This window comes from Nitrobacter sp. JJSN, from assembly GCF_051912485.1.
In the GTDB taxonomy this organism is placed as follows: domain Bacteria; phylum Pseudomonadota; class Alphaproteobacteria; order Rhizobiales; family Xanthobacteraceae; genus Nitrobacter.
In genome coordinates, this window is sequence record NZ_CP196822.1 from 1,906,842 (window position 1) to 1,923,517 (window position 16,676).

Annotated in this window: 17 protein-coding genes; 3 read left to right on the forward strand and 14 right to left on the reverse strand. The window is 61.9% G+C overall.

Annotation, left to right across the window (positions count from 1 at the left end; all coding sequences use genetic code 11):
* The first annotated feature begins 20 nt into the window (after positions 1 to 20).
* The 3 genes from hemB (at position 21) to ACSZOQ_RS09485 (ending at position 2,603) form a co-directional block, all read left to right on the forward strand.
* Entirely contained in the window at positions 21 to 1,082 is a 1,062-nt protein-coding gene (gene hemB / locus ACSZOQ_RS09475) for a porphobilinogen synthase (RefSeq protein WP_439925750.1), read from the forward strand.
* A gap of 123 nt (positions 1,083 to 1,205) precedes the next feature.
* On the forward strand, positions 1,206 to 1,745 hold the full coding sequence (locus ACSZOQ_RS09480) for an RDD family protein (protein ID WP_439925751.1): 540 nt from the start codon (positions 1,206 to 1,208) through the stop codon (positions 1,743 to 1,745).
* 84 nt (positions 1,746 to 1,829) lie between these two features.
* Positions 1,830 to 2,603 carry an arginyltransferase gene (locus tag ACSZOQ_RS09485; RefSeq protein ID WP_439925752.1) on the forward strand — a complete coding sequence of 258 codons (774 nt, stop codon included), beginning with the start codon at positions 1,830 to 1,832 and terminating at the stop codon, positions 2,601 to 2,603.
* Between the two features lie 14 nt (positions 2,604 to 2,617).
* Here ACSZOQ_RS09485 and ACSZOQ_RS09490 read toward each other — a convergent pair whose 3' ends face one another.
* The 14 genes from ACSZOQ_RS09490 to rpoZ all read right to left on the reverse strand — a co-directional run bounded on the left by ACSZOQ_RS09490 (position 2,618) and on the right by rpoZ (position 16,396).
* The gene (locus ACSZOQ_RS09490; protein WP_439925753.1) at positions 2,618 to 4,006 is read right to left on the reverse strand and encodes an Nramp family divalent metal transporter; all 1,389 of its coding nucleotides are present in this window, start codon (positions 4,004 to 4,006) and stop codon (positions 2,618 to 2,620) included.
* A gap of 215 nt (positions 4,007 to 4,221) precedes the next feature.
* The gene (gene arsC / locus ACSZOQ_RS09495) at positions 4,222 to 4,620 is read right to left on the reverse strand and encodes an arsenate reductase (glutaredoxin) (protein ID WP_439925754.1); all 399 of its coding nucleotides are present in this window, start codon (positions 4,618 to 4,620) and stop codon (positions 4,222 to 4,224) included.
* Complete coding sequence (locus tag ACSZOQ_RS09500; RefSeq protein ID WP_439925755.1) at positions 4,617 to 5,315, reverse strand: aquaporin; 699 nt, start codon at positions 5,313 to 5,315, stop codon at positions 4,617 to 4,619. Before ACSZOQ_RS09500 ends, arsC begins: the two co-directional genes overlap by 4 nt.
* Positions 5,316 to 5,360: 45 nt before the next feature.
* The gene (locus ACSZOQ_RS09505) at positions 5,361 to 5,708 is read right to left on the reverse strand and encodes an ArsR/SmtB family transcription factor (RefSeq protein ID WP_439925756.1); all 348 of its coding nucleotides are present in this window, start codon (positions 5,706 to 5,708) and stop codon (positions 5,361 to 5,363) included.
* A gap of 208 nt (positions 5,709 to 5,916) precedes the next feature.
* Positions 5,917 to 8,166, reverse strand: a complete 2,250-nt coding sequence (gene parC, locus ACSZOQ_RS09510; protein WP_439925757.1) for a DNA topoisomerase IV subunit A — start codon at positions 8,164 to 8,166, stop codon at positions 5,917 to 5,919.
* Between the two features lie 114 nt (positions 8,167 to 8,280).
* Positions 8,281 to 9,030 carry a DNA repair protein RecO gene (gene recO, locus ACSZOQ_RS09515; RefSeq protein WP_439925758.1) on the reverse strand — a complete coding sequence of 250 codons (750 nt, stop codon included), beginning with the start codon at positions 9,028 to 9,030 and terminating at the stop codon, positions 8,281 to 8,283.
* Between the two features lie 43 nt (positions 9,031 to 9,073).
* A complete protein-coding gene (locus ACSZOQ_RS09520) occupies positions 9,074 to 9,451 on the reverse strand; it encodes a hypothetical protein (RefSeq protein WP_439925759.1) in 378 nt (125 codons plus the stop codon).
* A 12-nt stretch (positions 9,452 to 9,463) separates the two neighbouring features.
* Positions 9,464 to 10,381, reverse strand: a complete 918-nt coding sequence (gene era, locus ACSZOQ_RS09525; RefSeq protein ID WP_439925760.1) for a GTPase Era — start codon at positions 10,379 to 10,381, stop codon at positions 9,464 to 9,466.
* Positions 10,378 to 11,178, reverse strand: coding sequence for a ribonuclease III (gene rnc / locus ACSZOQ_RS09530; protein ID WP_439925761.1), 801 nt, complete (start codon positions 11,176 to 11,178; stop codon positions 10,378 to 10,380). Before rnc ends, era begins: the two co-directional genes overlap by 4 nt.
* Positions 11,175 to 11,933 (reverse strand): signal peptidase I, encoded by a 759-nt coding sequence (lepB, locus tag ACSZOQ_RS09535; RefSeq protein ID WP_439925762.1) that lies wholly within the window; start codon positions 11,931 to 11,933, stop codon positions 11,175 to 11,177. Before lepB ends, rnc begins: the two co-directional genes overlap by 4 nt.
* A 280-nt stretch (positions 11,934 to 12,213) precedes the next feature.
* The gene (gene acpS, locus ACSZOQ_RS09540) at positions 12,214 to 12,633 is read right to left on the reverse strand and encodes a holo-ACP synthase (RefSeq protein WP_439925763.1); all 420 of its coding nucleotides are present in this window, start codon (positions 12,631 to 12,633) and stop codon (positions 12,214 to 12,216) included.
* On the reverse strand, positions 12,630 to 13,400 hold the full coding sequence (locus tag ACSZOQ_RS09545) for a pyridoxine 5'-phosphate synthase (protein ID WP_439925764.1): 771 nt from the start codon (positions 13,398 to 13,400) through the stop codon (positions 12,630 to 12,632). The genes acpS and ACSZOQ_RS09545 overlap by 4 nt, the downstream gene beginning before the upstream one ends.
* A 95-nt stretch (positions 13,401 to 13,495) precedes the next feature.
* On the reverse strand, positions 13,496 to 15,757 hold the full coding sequence (locus tag ACSZOQ_RS09550) for a RelA/SpoT family protein (RefSeq protein WP_439925765.1): 2,262 nt from the start codon (positions 15,755 to 15,757) through the stop codon (positions 13,496 to 13,498).
* Positions 15,758 to 16,003: 246 nt separating this feature from the next.
* Positions 16,004 to 16,396: a DNA-directed RNA polymerase subunit omega gene (rpoZ, locus tag ACSZOQ_RS09555; RefSeq protein ID WP_292620507.1), complete on the reverse strand. Its 393-nt coding sequence runs from the start codon at positions 16,394 to 16,396 to the stop codon at positions 16,004 to 16,006.
* Between the last annotated feature and the right edge of the window lie 280 nt (positions 16,397 to 16,676).

Sequence of the window (16,676 nt, forward strand, 5' to 3'; positions counted from 1 at the left end):
CCTTCAGGAGTGTCGGCAACATGGCGATAAAATACGGGCGTCCCATTGAAATGCGGGATGGACCCCGCCGCGAGGCCGCCGTTACCGCCCCTCCGCTCGATCTGGTGGCCCGGCTGCGCCGCAACCGCAAGGCCGAATGGGCCCGCCGTCTGGTTCGTGAAACCGTCCTGACCACCGACGACCTGATCTGGCCGCTGTTCGTGGCCGATGGCACCGACAAGCGGACGCCCGTCGCCTCGATGCCTGGCGTCGACCGCCTCAGCGTCGACCAATGCGTACGCGACGCCGAACGAGCGTTGAAGCTGAACATTCCCTGCATCGCGCTGTTCCCCTACACCGATCCCGCGTTGCGGGATGACAGCGGCAGCGAAGCCCTCAATGCCAAGAATCTGGTGTGCAAGTCGGTCCGCGCCATCAAGCGGGAGTTTCCGGACCTCGGTGTGCTCTGCGACGTCGCGCTCGATCCGTTCACCAGCCATGGCCATGACGGTTTGATCGAGGACGGCAGGATTCTCAACGACGAGACCGTCGCCGTTCTTGTCCGGCAGGCATTGGTGCAGGCTGAAGCCGGTTGCGACATCATTGCTCCGTCGGACATGATGGATGGCCGCGTCGGCGCGATTCGAAGGGCCCTCGACGAGGCCGGATTCGTCGATGTGCAGATCATGGCTTACGCCGCGAAATACGCGTCGGCGTTTTACGGCCCGTTCCGCGACGCCATCGGCTCAGCCAAGGCGCTCACCGGCGACAAGCGCACGTATCAGATGGACAGCGCCAACTCCGACGAAGCGCTGCGCGAGGTCGAACTCGATATCGCCGAGGGCGCCGACATGGTGTTGGTGAAGCCAGGCATGCCCTATCTCGACATTGTGCGGCGAGTGAAGGACACGTTCGGGATGCCGACCTTCGCCTATCAGGTATCGGGCGAGTACGCGATGATCGCCGCCGCCGCCGGCAACGGCTGGATCGACGGCGATCGGGTGATGATGGAAAGCCTCGTTGCTTTCAAACGCGCCGGCGCCGATGGCGTACTCACTTATTTTGCGGCGGCGGCGGCAGAGAAGCTGAAACAAAACGGCTGACGTCCCACCCGCAGTCGTCTGCGATCATTACCGCTCCGCTTGCGAGGCCTTGCAACCCAGTCAGCCCGTCGCCATGTCGAGGGGCGGCAAGCAATGCCATGGACGAGCCGTGGAGGACTGGTCATGGCCGACAGTGGCTTCAACAATGCGAATAGCGACAACTCTGCCGAGTTCCGGCCGCATGCATTCGACCCCTGGATGCAGCCCGAACTGTTTCGCGGCGTTCTGACGCGGCGGTTTTTTGCATTCCTGATCGACCTCTTGGTGCTTTCGGTACCCGTGATTTTCGGCGTGATCTTTATCGCAATGTTCGGCGTCGTCACGCTGGGGCTTGGCTGGGCGCTGTTCTGGTTGGTGTCGCCTGCCTCCCTGATCTGGGCTATCGTCTATTACGGCGCGTCGCTGGGCGGACCGCATTCGGCGACCGTCGGAATGCGGATCATGGATCTGGAAATGCGGACCTGGTACGGCGAGCCGAGCTATTTTGTGCTGGGCGCCATGCACGCGATCCTGTTCTGGATCTCAATGTCGATCTTTACGCCGCTCATTCTGCTGCTCGGTCTCTTCAACGGGCGACGGCGGCTGCTGCATGACATGCTGTTGGGCACCGTGGTTATCAACAACTCGGCTCTTGGAGCGGTTGCGCAGCCGTACCGGACCTAGTTGATATCAATGCAAACGGATTGACGGTTGGCCCCCAGAGCGCGATGCTCGGCATAAACTGCTTCGGAGACTGAAAAGACTCCCGTGACCCAACACTCGCGCGACACCCCACAATTCTATCTGACGGCGCCTTCGCCGTGTCCGTATCTGCCCGATCGCAGCGAACGCAAGGTATTCACGCATCTCGTTGGCGACAAAGCCGGCGACCTCAACGACCTTTTGACCCATGGCGGCTTTCGCCGCAGTCAGTCGATCGCCTATCGTCCGGCCTGCGACCAGTGTCGTGCCTGCGTTTCCGTGCGGGTCATCGCCGACGAATTTCGGCCGTCGCGCAGTTTCCGCAGAGTACTGGCGCGCAACGCCGACATCGCCGGCAGTCTGCGGGCCGCGGTGCCGACGTCGGAGCAATATTCAATATTTCGCGCCTATCTCGACCAGCGCCACCGACACGGCGGCATGGCCGATATGACCGTGCTCGATTACGCAATGATGGTGGAAGACAGCCACGTCGAGACCCGCATCATCGAATATCGCAGGCGCGTCCCGGATAGCGGCATCAACGCACGCGGCGATCTGGTGGGAGTGGCGCTGACCGATGTGCTCAGCGACGGGCTCTCGATGGTCTATTCGTTTTTCGAGCCGTCCGAACAGAACCGTTCGCTCGGCACCTTCATTATCCTCGATCATATCTCGCGGGCGCGGCGGCTCGGCCTGCCCTATGTGTACCTCGGCTACTGGATCGAGGGATCGCGGAAGATGGATTACAAAGGGCGCTTCCTTCCACAGCAGCGCCTTGCGCCCACGGGCTGGTTGCGTGTTGACGCCAAAAGCGAGTCCCTGCACGAGCCGCGGGACTAGATCCGTAGCCGGTCCTAACCGGTGATCGTGTCGAACAGCAGTTTCACGTTCAGAATCACGATGACGCCGGCGACGACCCATGCTGCAACAGCGGTTCCGGTTGAAATCGCGAACTCGCCCATCTTGCGCCGGTCCGAGACAAAGCGGACCAAGGGGATCACAGCGAACGGCAACTGCATCGACAGCACGACCTGACTGAGAACCAGAAGCTGCGCGGTCCCGCGCTCGCCGTAAAGCGCAGTGACGGCGATCACCGGGACGATGGCGATGCCGCGGGTGACGAGCCGCCGCGCCCACATCGGCATCCGCAAACGCAGAAAGCCTTCCATCACGATCTGGCCGGCGAGCGTCGCCGTCACGGTGGAATTGATGCCGGAGGCAAGAAGCGCGACAGCGAACAGCGTCGAGGCGATGCTGAGACCCAATAATGGCGAGAGCAGCCTGAACGCGTCGCCGATTTCGGCCACCTCGGTGTGCCCACTCTTATGGAATGTCGCGGCAGCAACGATCAGGATGGCGGCGTTGACGAACAAAGCCAACATCAGCGCCAGCGTGCTGTCCGCCGTCGCCCACTTGATGGCATCCCGGCGCCCTTCGCCGGTGCGCGGATAAGCGCGCGTCTGAACGATCGACGAATGCAGATAGAGGTTATGCGGCATGACCGTCGCGCCGATGATGCCGATGGCGATGTACAGCATCGCCGGATTGGTTACGATCTCACGCGATGGCGCGAAGCCGCGCAGAACCTCGGCGACCGGCGGCGCGGCGGCGACGATCTGGACTGCAAAACAGACCGCGATCACGATCAGCAGCGCGACCACAAAGGCCTCGAGGAAACGAAAGCCCCGGTTCATCAACAGCAACAGCAGGAAGGCATCGAGCGCGGCGATCAGCGCGCCGCCGATCAGCGGAATGCCGAACAGCAACTGCAGCGCGATCGCCGTGCCGATTACCTCAGCCAGATCGCACGCGATGATCGCGGCCTCACATGCCAGCCAGAGCATGAAATTGACCGGCCGCGAATAGCTGGCGCGGCACGCCTGCGCGAGATCAAGGCCAGCGGCGATGCCAAGCCGGGCGGCCAGCGCCTGCAACAGGATCGCCATGAGGTTCGACAGCAGGATGACCGACAGCAGCGTGTAACCGAACTGCGAGCCGCCCGCGATGTCGGTGGCCCAGTTGCCCGGGTCCATGTACCCCACCGAGACCATGTAGCCGGGACCTGCGAAAGCCAGCAGGCGACGCAGCCAGTGCCCGGTCGTGGGCACCAGCACCGTCGCATGGACCTCCTCAAGGCTTGGGCGTGCTGGCGCTTCCGGACGCCAGCCAAGTCCAGCCGAAAAGGGTCCCTGCGACGGTTCCGGTACCGGTTCGGACGATAAAGCAGGTGTTTTCGCATCCATCGTCTGGATAATGGACTACGTCAGACTTTATTGCAACTCATTTGCAAATGCATCTAGCTACCGTGCACCGGCGGACCATGGCCGGCGCATTCCGTAACCCCCACGGGTAGCTCGCGAGCGGCGATGCTCCGCGATGCGAAGATCGCCGCTCGACATCAATGCTGACAATGGTTTCGCCGCTCGCGTTCACGCTCTACCTGATGTGAGCGTGCCGCCTAGTTTTTGACGGCTTCGCCGTCTTCCTTGGTGAAGGAAGCGACAGGATGATCGAGCAGCTCGAGCACCGCTTCGGACGGGCGACAAATCCGTGTGCCCTTTGGTGTCTCCACGATCGGGCGCTGAATCAGGATCGGATGCGCCAGGATGAAATCGAGAAGCTGCTCGTCGGTCCATTTGGGATTGCCGAGATCGAGTTCGGCGTAGGGCGTGCCCTTCTCGCGCAGCAGCCCGCGGACGGGAAGACCCATGGCTTCGGCGAGCGCGCGAAGCTGTGCACGGTCCGGCGGATGCTTGAGGTATTCGACAATCACCGGCTCTTCGCCGCTCTGCCGGATCATCGCCAGCGTGTTGCGGGAGGTGCCGCAGGACGGGTTGTGATAGATCGTGACGGTCATGGCTGAACCTCCTCGCTGATGGGAGCCGCGCGGTTACCCTCGCGCAGCAGCCAACCAATAACAATCACGCCGATGATAGCCCCACAAAGTTCGGCGGTGATAAAACCTGGAAGGTCTCGCGGGCGGATCCCGGAAAACGTGTTTGTCAGCGAACGCGCCACCGCGACGGCCGGATTGGCAAACGATGTCGACGCCGTAAACCAGTACGCGGCGATGATATAGAGGCCAACCAGCCACGGCACCGAGCCGCGCTGAAAACGAAGTCCCGCCAGGATTGTTGCGATCAATCCGAACGACGCGACCGCCTCAGAGAACCATTGCGAGCCTCCGGTGCGAATTTTCATCGATTCATTCAGAAGTGGCAGCCCGAACATCAGATGAGCGATCATCGTGCCGACAATGCCGCCAGTAATCTGGGCGATGACATACATCAGCGCATCATTCGTCGAAAGCTCGCGCCTGAGTCGGAAAACCAACGTTACCGCCGGATTGAAGTGCGCGCCGGAGATCGGGCCGAGCACCGCAATCAGAACAACGAGGATTGCGCCGGTGGAAATGGTGTTGGCGAGCAGCGCCAGTGCCGGATCCTTCGCAAGCCCCTCCGCCATAATGCCTGAGCCGACTACGGTCGCGACCAGAAGCGCGGTTCCGAGCGCTTCAGCGGCCAACCTGCGCGGCAGATCAAATTCGGGCATCAAAGCTGTGCCTGAACGTGCAGGCGGTTCATGGACATATCCCATTCAGGTCGGAACTTTGACGCGCCTGCCGCGCTTGCTTGTCGCAGCGGGCACGCACAAATCGGCGCGGCCGCCGCAGCAATCTTCGAGCAGGAACTGAACCACAGCACTAAAGCGCGTAAGGTCAGCGCGATAAACGATCGAGCGGCTGAAACGCCGCCCCGAAACCAGTCTCGCACGGGACAGAACCGCAAGATGCGACGACATCGTGTTTTGCGGCACGGCGACAGCTTTCGCGATATCGCCTGCTGCTAGGCCCTTCGGTTCATGCTTCACCAGAAGCCTGAAGACATCCAGCCGTGTCGATTGGGCAAGCGCCGCAAGCGCCATGATGACATCTTCTGATTCCATATATCGAGAATTATAGATATATATCCGGTTGTCAAGCCGCCCCGCTATCGTCCCGGCGCAGGAAGGGATCTTCAACACCTGACGACGGCGCTCACGATGGTGCGTCGACGGGGCGGATCACCAGAGGGCGGGCGTCGCGACGTTTGCGCCGCCGGATGAGGACGCACGGCGCAGGTTCCCGCTGCCGGTGCGAAACTCGGAATGAAAATTAAATGGCGCGGCCGAACCTGTTCGATTTCGGCAGGCCGTGCGCAAGGCGTCCGGCATCGGCGCGGTTGCCGCGCCAGTCGGACAAGTCCTTCCAGCTCAGACTCTGCTCGCGGCCTGCGGAGTCCTTCCACGTCAATCCGGCCTTCGATTCGAACACAGCAACATCGGACAGACCTGCGTCCTTGTACTTCTGCAGCCGCACGCCGCGGCCGCGCGCCATCTCCGGCACCTGATCGAGCGGGAAAATCACCATCTTGTGGTTGGTGCCGATGACCGCGACCTGATCGCCCGCGACCGTCACAATCGCCTTGGCCTCGTTCGGCATCTCGACATTGAGCACCTGCTTGCCCTTACGCGTGGTGCCGACGCAATCGTCCTCATTGACGACGAAGCCCTGCCCTTCGTAGCTCGCGATCAGGAACTTGCGTCCGCCGGTGTTGACGAACAGCGACACGATCGCAGCGTCCTGCTCCATGTCGATGAAAAGACGGATCGGTTCGCCATGGCCCCGCCCACCCGGCAGCTTCGCGACATCAAGTGAATAGAACTTGCCGTTGGTGGCGAACAGCAGCAGCTTTGACGTGGTTTCGGCGAAGAACGTAAAGCCAAGCTTGTCGTCGGTCTTGAAGGTGAGGTTGGATAAATCCTCTACGTGCCCCTTCAACGTCCGCACCCAGCCTTTGTCGGACACGACGACGGTGACGGGTTCGCGCTCCACCAGCGACTCTTCCAATGCGGCAAGGTCGTGCTCGGGCGCGTCAGCGAAGACGGTGCGGCGCTTGCCGAGCGGCGTCTTGGGTCCGAACAGCTCGCGCACGTTGCGGACCTGTTCGGCGACTTTCTCCCACTGCTTGGCTTCGGAGCCCAGCACGGCATTGATACCCTTGAGCTCCGTCCGAAGATTCTTGTCCTCGGTGCGGATTTCTATTTCCTCGAGCTTGCGCAGACTGCGCAGGCGCATATTGAGGATGGCCTCGGCTTGGACCTCCGTCAGCTTGAACGCCTTCATCAAGGCCGGCTTCGGCTCATCCTCGGTGCGGATGATCTTGATGACCTTGTCGATGTTCAGATATGCGATCAGGTAGCCGCCGAGCACTTCGAGGCGATGCTCGATCTGCGCCTTGCGATAGGCTGAGCGACGCAACAGCACGTCGCGCAGGTGGTCCAGCCATTCGCGAAGGCACTCCGCAAGGCCGACGACTTTCGGAATCTTACCCTTGATGAGGACGTTGAGGTTGAGCGAAATGCGACTCTCAAGCTCGGTCAGCTTGAACAGCGATTCCATCACCAGTTCAGGATCGACGTTGCGCGACTTCGGTTCGATGACGACGCGGACGTCTTCGGCCGACTCGTCCCTGATGTCACCGACCAGCGGCAACTTCTTCTCGTTGAGCAGTTCGGCGATCTTCTCGATCAGTCGCGACTTCTGCACCAGCCACGGAATCTCCGTGACCACGATGGTCCAAGTGCCGCGCGCGCCTTCTTCCTGATGCCATTTGGCGCGGGTGCGGAAGGCGCCGCGCCCGGTCATGTAAGCCTCGGCGATGCTTTCCTTGGAGTCGATGATGATGCCGCCGGTCGGAAAATCCGGACCCTTGACCCACTTCAAAAGCGCCTTCGACTTCGCATCCGGCTTTTCGATCAGATGCAGCGCGGCATCGCAGAGTTCGGCCGCGTTGTGGGGCGGAATAGCGGTGGCCATGCCGACCGCAATGCCCTGCGAGCCGTTGGCGAGCAGATTCGGGAAACCACCCGGCAGCACCACCGGCTCGCGGGTCTGGCCGTCGTAGTTGGGGCGGAACTCGACAGCGTCCTCATCGATACCGTCGAGCAACAGCCGCGCCACATCGGTCATGCGCGCTTCGGTGTAGCGGTAAGCGGCGGGATTATCGCCGTCGATATTGCCGAAATTGCCCTGACCATCGACCAGCGGATAGCGCGAGGCGAAATCCTGCGCGAGACGCACCATGGCATCGTAGATTGCCTGGTCGCCGTGAGGATGGAACGAACCCATTACGTCGCCAACGATCTTGGCCGACTTCTTGAAGGCCGAGCCGGGATCGAGCCGCAGCAGCCGCATCCCGTAAAGGATGCGGCGATGCACCGGCTTGAGGCCATCGCGCGCGTCCGGCAAAGCGCGATGCATGATGGTGGACAGCGCGTAGGCGAGATAGCGCTCTTCCAGCGCATCTCGCAGTTGCACTTCGTGAATTTCGGCCGGCTCGGCCGGAATCAGTCGTTTTCCCATGGAAACGGGTTAAACCCGGACGAGTCCGAGAACAAGGCGCGAATCGGTCTCTTATCCGCGCCCCTGGAAAGCAAGAACTCTGCCCCACTTCCGCCGGGTCCAGCGGCAGGCGCCTCATCCGGAAATTGCCGCCGCCCGCTTTCGCACCACCGCGTTGATGAACCCCGCTCTGGCATCCGAATGCTTCTGCCCGCGCGGCTCCAGCACATGACGCAGCAGAAAGCGTCCGGTCAGCTCAAATCCGTCCAGCAAGTCCTGATCCGACCAGCCGCTTTGTTCTTCGTCATCCTCGCGCAGAAACGGCGGCAGCCGCAACAGCTTCTCGCGCCACGGCTCGCCGGCCTGCCGCGACACCGCCCCACCCGATTTCGGCGAGACGTAAATCAGCTCGGTGGTAACGCCGGACGCAGCACAGGTCGCGAGATCGAGACCGAAGCCGAGTTCGGTCAACATCGCCAGTTCGAACCGGATCAGATGGATCGCCGCCTCGCCGGCGCTGTCGAAATCATCCAGCGTCCGTTCCAACATCGCGAAAATGCCGTCATGCGGATCGCGCTCAGGCAGCAGCCGAGCCAGCGACGCCAGATGGGTCACGCCATAGGTCGCATGGGACGCCGCGAGCAGGTTGGCGGCGCGCATGCGCGTGCCCTCGAGCGCAAAAGTGCCAAGATGCTCATCGAGCCGCGCGCGCCACAACGCTCTGACCGAATTTCCGGGCTGCAATAGCGGGCGCATCCGGGATCCGGCCCCGCCGCGCACAAGGCCGAGATGGCGGCCATGGCCACACGTCAAAAGCTCGACGATGGCTGAGGATTCGCCATGCCGCCGCACCCCGAGCACGATACCATCGTCGGTCCATTCCATGGCGCCAGTCTATAATATCGCGCGGCGTTTCGCAGCCATCCGATCAGATGGAGTTGAACCAGTCTTTCGCATCATCGGTGAATGAAAAATATATCCCGGCGCCGGCCAGAATGGTCGAAAATAGATCGATCGCCGACGCCAGCGTCAACCCGCGGTTCAATGAATCGAACAGCGAAAGCACTGAAAGCCCAAGTGCCCCGAGCAGGATCCATCGCGCCCAGCTCTTCCGGTGCCGTGCCGCGAGCCAGACCAGAAGCAGAAAAAGCGTCAATGCGCCAACGACGAACATATTGGCGCCCACCGCAGTCGCCTCATCGACTTCAGTCGACGGGCGCTCGATGAAAGCAGCCGACAACGTATCGATCAGGAGCGACAGGTACAGCAGGACTTCAAACCGCAGCACGTTTTTCGGGATGGTCATGCGTCCGCCGGCCTATTCCTTGGGAAACTCCAGTCCCATTTCGCGATAACGGTTCGGATCATCGCCCCAATTCTCACGCACCTTCACGAACAGAAACAGATGCACCGGCTGGCCGAGGATCTCGCCGATCTCCTTGCGGGAGTCGGCTCCAATCGCCTTGATGGTCGCTCCGCCCTTGCCCAGCACGATCTTACGCTGGCTGTCTCGTTCCACAAAGATGGTCTGCTCGATGCGAACCGATTTGTCGCTGCGCTCGGTCCAGCTGTCGGTCTCGACGGTCGATTGATACGGCAATTCCTGATGCAGATGACGGTAGATTTTCTCGCGGGTGATTTCGGCAGCGAGATGACGCAGCGGGGCGTCCGACATCTGGTCTTCGGGGTAGTGAAACGGCCCGTCCGGCACGCGCTCGGCCAGCGCGCGGCGTAGATCATGGACGCCGTCGCCCGACAGCGCCGAGATCATGAATGTATTCTCGAAGGCAAGGCGCTTGTTGGCCGCGCTGGTCAGCGCCAGGAGTTTTTCGCGGGGCACGAGATCGATCTTGTTCAGCACAAGAAATTTCGGATGCGCCACTCTTGCGAGCTTCGTAAGGATGGCGTCGGCCTCCTCATCGACCCCCGCGCGCGCGTCGAGCAGCACACAGACGAGATCAGCGTCGTGGGCCCCGCTCCATGCGGTCGAAACCATGGCGCGGTCGAGCCGCCGCTTCGGCGCGAAGATGCCGGGCGTATCGACCAAAATGATCTGGGCGTTGTTCTCGACGACGATGCCGCGGATCAGCGCACGGGTGGTCTGCACCTTGCGCGAGACGATGGTGACTTTCGAGCCGACCAGCGCATTGACCAAAGTGGACTTACCGACATTCGGCGCACCTATCAACGCGACGAAACCGCATCGCGTGGCCGCGGTCGCGCCGGTCTCGCTCACTTTACACCTTCACGGGCGATCATGGCGGATGCCGCCGCCTTCTCCGCCGTGCGCTTGCTGCCGCCGATGCCCTCCGAGGCCTCCAGCCCCGGCAATTCCACCGCGACGCGGAAGCGCGGGTCGTGATGTGGCCCCGTGCGTTCCACTTCGCGGTAAACCGGCGTCGGCAGGCCCTGGCCCTGCGCCCACTCCTGCAACACGGTCTTCGGATCGCGCAGTGGCCGCACCGGCTTGCGCATCCGTTCAAGCCAGTTGCGCTCGACGAAGGCAGCAGCAGCCGCATAGCCGCCATCGAGATAGACTGCCCCGATCACCGCCTCGCAGATATCCCCGAGCACGGACCGGCGCAGCCGCGCGCCGGCACCGGCGCCGACCGCGCCGAGCTTGATGCCCTCGAGCAGATCGAGCGATTTAGCGACATCGATACATGTCTCCTTGCGCACGAGATCGGCGAGCCGCTTCGACAGTTCGCCCTCGTCCGCCTTGGGGAAGGCGCGGTAGAGCATGTCGGAGATCACCAGACCGAGCACATGATCGCCTAGAAATTCGAGACGCTGGTAACTATCGCCGCGTCCGCGCGATGACTTCAGCGCTGACACGTGGGTGAAGGCCGTGGTCAGCAGAGACATATCGGCGAACTTATGGCCCAGCCGCTGTTCGATCGCGGCCATAATCGCTTTGGTGCTGGTCCGGGCCCGCTTCTTCTTCGGCGCAGGCGCCACCGCCTCCGTGCCGGATGGCACGGCTACGTCGTCGGAAGTCGGGACTGTCTTGATGTCAGCCGATTCGTCGATCATCGCACGATGGAGAATATGCGATTCCACCGCACCGCGGCGGGCCAACGCCAGATCTGCCAAGCCTGCTCGCCCTCTGCGATCGAGAAGAAGATCATCTGGGCCCGTCCGACCAGGTTCTCGAACGGCACATAGCCGACCGCGGAGAGCACGCGGCTGTCGGTCGAATTGTCGCGGTTGTCGCCCATCATGAAGAAATGACCTGACGGCACGGTGTAGACGTTTGTGTTGTCGTAGAAACCGTTGTCGACGCAATCAAGCGTCTTGTAGGTGACGCCGTTCGGCAGCGTTTCCTGCCATTGCTTGACACGCGCCGTCGCATCGGAGCCGCATGGGTCTTCGCCGACGAAATCCGGCAGCCGTTCCCGCTGCACCGGGGTGTCGTTGATGTAGAGCAGCCCCTCCTTCACCTGGATGCGGTCGCCCGGCAGCCCGATCACCCGCTTGATGTAGTCGGTGGTGGTGTCTTTCGGCAGACGAAATACCACAACATCGCCGCGACTCGGTTCGGAGCCGAAGACCCGCCCCGAAAACAGCGGCGGAGAAAATGGAATGGAAAAGTGACTGTAGCCGTATGAGTATTTCGAAACGAACAGATAGTCGCCGACCAGAAGCGTCGCCTTCATCGACCCCGAGGGGATGTTGAACGGCTGGAACAGGAAGGTCCGGATCACCAAGGCGATTAGGAGAGCGTGGATAACGACACGGATGGTCTCGCCGACGCCGCTTTCAGTTTTGGTTCCGGATGTCACGCCCATCGCTTCCCTATGTCCCTCGCCGCCGCCTGAAGCGATGGCAAAGCGTTTCAGGGCGAAGCGTATCCGTTCCGCACAAAACGCCGTCGATTCTGCTGTTTGGACGAAACGCGCGCAACCTGTCACGATTCGTGCTGAATTCACCCTAGCCCGAAGTATCCTGCGGCGTTTTAGACCGTTGTTTGCAGCTGCGCAATCAACCGCGCTGCAAAAACTGGCTAATCATATGACAAATCAGTGATTTTTCGTTCAGGACGACCGCCCCGAATCGGAATCAACCCGCTCAGACTTTGCCGGGGCTGACAGCCGAAATTATGACGAAAGCTTGCGCCAGCGGCCAATCGTCCGTGAGACTCAGGTCGATCCGCGCCTCAAGGCCCTGCGGCGTGAGCATTTGCAGCCGCTTCAGCGCCCCGCCCGTAAGCGTCATGGTGGGCCGCCCGGCCGGCAGATTGACGACGCCCATGTCCCGCCACCACACGCCACGCCGGATTCCTGTCCCGAGCGCCTTGGAGCAGGCCTCCTTCGCAGCAAACCGCTTTGCGTAGGTCGCCACCAACATCTTCTCATTATTAGCGCGGCGTTCGGCCTTCGCTTTTTCTGCGTCCGTGAAGATGCGATCGAGAAACCGGTCGCCGTGTCGCTCGATAACCTTCGCCACCCGGCGGATATCGATCAAATCCGAGCCGATGCCGATGATCATTCCGCGCGGGCCTTCAGGTTGGCGCGGCCGCGATCCATGGCCGCGCGCATGGCGCGAACAGTTTCCGCGATCCCGACCAGCAGCGCCTCGCCCATCATGTAGTAACCGATGTTCAGTTCGACGATCTCGGGCAGCGCTGCGATCGTCTCCGCCGTCGCGTAATCGAGACCATGTCCGGCGTGAACCTCGACGCCCGCCGACTTGGCCAACGCGGCGCCTTCGACAATGCGGCGCCATTCGGCGTCCGCCTTCTCCCTGTGGCCGTCGACGACGGCATCGCACCAGCCGCCGGTGTGAATCTCGATCGCCGGCGCACGCAGTTGCGCCGCCGTCTCGATCTGCTGCGGATCGGCGGAAATGAACAGCGACACCCGGATGCCGGCGTCGTTGAATTTCGCGATGAAAGGCGCCAGCGCGTCGCGTTGGCCGACCAGGTCGAGTCCGCCTTCGGTGGTGAGTTCCTCCCGCCGCTCCGGAACGAGACAGACCGCATGCGGCTTGGTGGCCAGCGCGATCCGTTGCATCTCGGCCGTCGCAGCCATCTCGAAATTGAGAGGCTTTGAGATTTCGGCCTTCAGCCGCGCCATGTCGACATCGCGAATGTGACGCCGATCCTCGCGCAGATGCGCGGTGATGCCGTCGGCGCCGGCCGCAATCGCAGCAAGCGCGATCCGCACCGGATCTGGCCGCGCGCTGCCTCGCGCGTTGCGCAGGGTGGCGACGTGATCGACATTGAGTCCGAGACGGATCGCGGAAGGTTGGGGCATGGCAAAAGACCGCCGTTTGTCACACCCGGACTTGATCCGGGCGCCGATTTTCTTCGGGTGGATGGGTTGCCGGATCAGGCCCGGCCATAACGCGCCTAACCATTGACCCGCTCGACGCGCGCCACGACGTCCTTGGCACGCAACTGGGCGATGATGGCGCTGAGATGCTTGAGATCGTAGACCTCGAGATCGATGGTCATTTCAGTAAAGTCGGCCGAACGCCTGGTCATGCTGATATTGTCGATATTGCCATCGTGCTCGGCGATCACGGTCGCGACCTGCGCGAGGCTGCCAGGCTCGTTAAGGCTATCCAGCACGATGCGCGCCGGAAACCGCTGCGGCGTGGTGTCGTCGACATCCCAGCGAACGTCGAGCCAGTGCTCAGGCTCTTCCTCAAAATCCTTCAGCGCCGGCGACTGGATCGGATAGATCGTGATGCCCTCGCCCGGCGTGACGATGCCGACGATGCGGTCACCCGGCACGGCGCCACCGTTGGGCGCGAACTTGATGGGCAAATCCGAATTGATGCCGCCAATCGGGATCGCCGACGGGCTGCGAGCGGGATCCGGCGGCGATTTCAATTTGAGCTTCACCGCCAGGCTCTTCTTGGCGCCGGCGCCGGGGCGGCCCACCCGCTCCTCCTTGTAGTCCGGATACATCGCGCGCGCGACATCGGAGGCGCGCATTTCCCCGCGGCCCACCGAAGCCATCACGTCCTCGATCGTGGCGCGCGCCAGTCGTGGCAGCGCACCGGTGAGCTTGTCGTCGGCGTATTCGATCTTCGCGCGAATGAACAGACGCTCGACGATCCGCCTGCCAAGGCTGACATATTGACCGCGCACGGCGGCCCGGGTGGCGCGCCGGATGGCAGCTCGCGCCTTGCCTGTGATCGCAAGCGATTCCCATGCTGACGGCGGCGCGGACTGAGCCGCCGAAGTCAGGACTTCGACCTCATCACCGTTTTGCAATTGCGATGACAGCGGCGCGAACTTGCCATTGATCTTGCACCCCACCGTACTGTTGCCGACATCCGTATGCACGGCATAGGCGAAGTCGATGACATTGGCGTGCCGCGGCAGCGCGATCAGCTTTCCCTTCGGAGTGAAGCAGAACACCTGGTCGTGAAACAATTCGAGCTTGGTGTGCTCAAGGAACTCTTCCGGATTGACGCTCTGCGACAGAATTTCGATGGTATGGCGCAGCCACGCAAAGGCATTGGACTCGCGGTTGAGCAGTTCGGTCGGCGAACCTGCGCTGTCCTTGTAAAAGGCATGTGCGGCGATACCGAATTCGGCGATACGGTCCATCTCCGCGGTGCGGAGTTGCAGTTCGACACGCTGGTTGCCCGGTCCGATCACGGTGGTGTGGATCGAGCGATAGTCGTTCTGCTTCGGTGTCGAAATGTAGTCCTTGAAGCGCCCGGGCACGACCGGCCAAGTCGTGTGGACCACGCCGAGCGCCCGATAGCAGGCTTCGACATCGGGCATCACGACGCGGAATCCGAAAATATCCGAAAGCTGCTCGAAGCCGACCGATTTTCTTTCCATCTTGGTCCAGATCGAAAACGGCTGCTTGCGACGGCCGTTCACCCGCGCAGCGATGCCCTTGTTCGCAAGACTGGTGGTAAGCTGGCTCTCGATCTCGCCGATCAGGTTGCGGTTGCGCTCGGCCAACGCGTCGAGGCGCTGCGCAACCACCGCGTGGGCCTCCGGATCGAGCGTGCAGAACGCCAGATCCTCCAGCTCCTCACGCATCTCCTGCATACCCATGCGGCCGGCCAGCGGCGCGTAGATGTCGAGGGTCTCTTCGGCGATGCGCTGACGTGACGCGGGCGGCACGAATTCCAGGGTCCGCATGTTGTGCAACCGGTCGGCAAGCTTGATCAGCAGTACGCGGACATCTTCGGCAATCGCGAGCAGCAGCTTGCGCAGGTTTTCGGCCTGCTTGGCCTCGCGCGAGACCAGCTCCAGCCGTTTCAGCTTGGTCAGGCCCTCGACCAGCGCGCCGATCTCGTGACCGAACATGTTGTCGATCTCGGCCCGGGTGGCCTCGGTGTCCTCGATGGTATCGTGCAGCAGCGCCGCGACGATGGTGGCATCATCGAGCTTGAGACCCGTCAGGATGGCCGCGACCTCGAGCGGGTGGGAAAAATAGGGATCGCCTGACGCGCGTGTCTGCTCGCCGTGGGCCTTCATGGCATAGACATAGGCCCGATTCAGCAAATCCTCGTCGGTATCCGGGTTGTATGAGCGAACGCGCTCGACCAGATCGTACTGGCGCATCATGCGCGGGCGCGGCGGCCTAGCCGGGGCGACCGGCGTCGGTGCCACCCCGACCGAATCGGGCGCGGTCTGCATCTGCCCCTTTCTGCGAGGCCAACTCGCCATAGAACTCAATGCCTTCATCGCGCGGGAACGGTCCTCTCACCCTCCAATATCTATCCTAGATTGTCCCGGCCGAAAGTCGAACTCGAACTTTTGCCGCACGAGATTTTGGTTATCGGAGAAGGAGGTCCCAGCCGGACTTCCTCCCTCCCCGTCCCCTGAACGCAAAAAGCCCGGACCAGGGTCCGGGCTTGCGAATCTGGCGAGGGCGACGGGCGCTCACTCATCCTCTTCGGGCTGCTCTTCGGGGGGTGCGAGCCCCTCCAGACCCTTCAGCAGCTCTTCCTCAGTCATACGCTCAACCGCGACCTCGGTGTCGTCGGCATCGACGCTCGCCCCGGCCGAGCCGATCAAGGGCACTGTGTCGGGCTCCGGCTCGTCGACCTCGACAAACTTTTGCAAGGAATGAACCAACTCTTCGCGCATATCTTCGGGCGAGATGGTCTGCTCGGCAATCTCGCGGAGCGAAACCACCGGATTCTTGTCGTTGTCGCGATCAATCGTAAGTTGCGAACCCGACGAAATCATCCGCGCACGATGCGCGGCCAAAAGAACCAGGTCGAACCGGTTGTCGACCTTGTCAATGCAGTCTTCCACGGTGACGCGCGCCATCGCCTGTCGCTCCGTTAAGGGGGCCGAAATTGTTAGATATGTCCGCTAGGTATAGTGGGTTTGCGGGTTGCGCAACAGGGAATTTAACATTTGGCGCGAACGCCGGTGTCTGGTAGCCCTTACCGGAGCCAGAAGGCCGGCGTCCGGAGAAGCGGAATAAGTCCCAGTCGGACAAGAAATCGCTTCATTGCTTCCTCATCGTATCATACGCTTGCCCTTGCCTCACATCATTGCGTTATTGTCTGGGTCAGTCTGATCCGCAAGACGCAATTTTGCATCA